Below are 537 nucleotides of genomic sequence, written 5' to 3'. Positions count from 1 at the left end.
CTTGGGTTCAAAGTTATTTTCACATTTGATGAAACTACCATTATCTTATTTTGAGACACGCCAAGTTGGGCAGAATGTTGCAAGGGTTAAAGAGCTAGATAGCATTCGTAGTTTTATTACAAGTACAGCTTTGACTTTAGTGATCGATTTATCTTTTACTTTTATATTTATTGCGGTGTTATTCTTATATAGTTGGCAGTTGACATTGATTGTACTGGGAACTATTCCAATATCTTTTATATTATCTGTATTTATCACACCGATATTTAAACATAGACTGGATAAAGTTTTTTCAACAGGAGCAAAAAATCAGTCATTTTTAACAGAATCAATCACAGGTATTCAGACAGTTAAAGCCAGTGCAATAGAACCACAGATGCAACGTAAATGGGAAGATAATCTTACAGAATATGTCAAAGCATCTTTTCGCTCGCAAAATTTAGGTAATGTAGCAGGTAATATTGCAGAGTTAGTGAGTAAGTTGACTACGATAGCAATTATATTTATCGGAGCACACATGGTGATAGAGGGTAAGCT

1 protein-coding gene is annotated in these 537 nt (G+C 33.7%); it reads left to right on the top strand.

Annotation, left to right across the window (positions count from 1 at the left end):
* Positions 1–537: ABC transporter transmembrane domain-containing protein (locus tag DNK84_RS13865; RefSeq protein ID WP_268876912.1), on the top strand; the 537-nt coding region annotated here is incomplete at both ends.

The organism is Facilibium subflavum (assembly GCF_003574485.1).
GTDB lineage: Bacteria > Pseudomonadota > Gammaproteobacteria > Francisellales > Francisellaceae > Facilibium > Facilibium subflavum.
The sequence above is the reverse complement of the archived record's forward strand: the minus strand, read 5'-3'. Positions and strand labels throughout refer to the sequence as shown.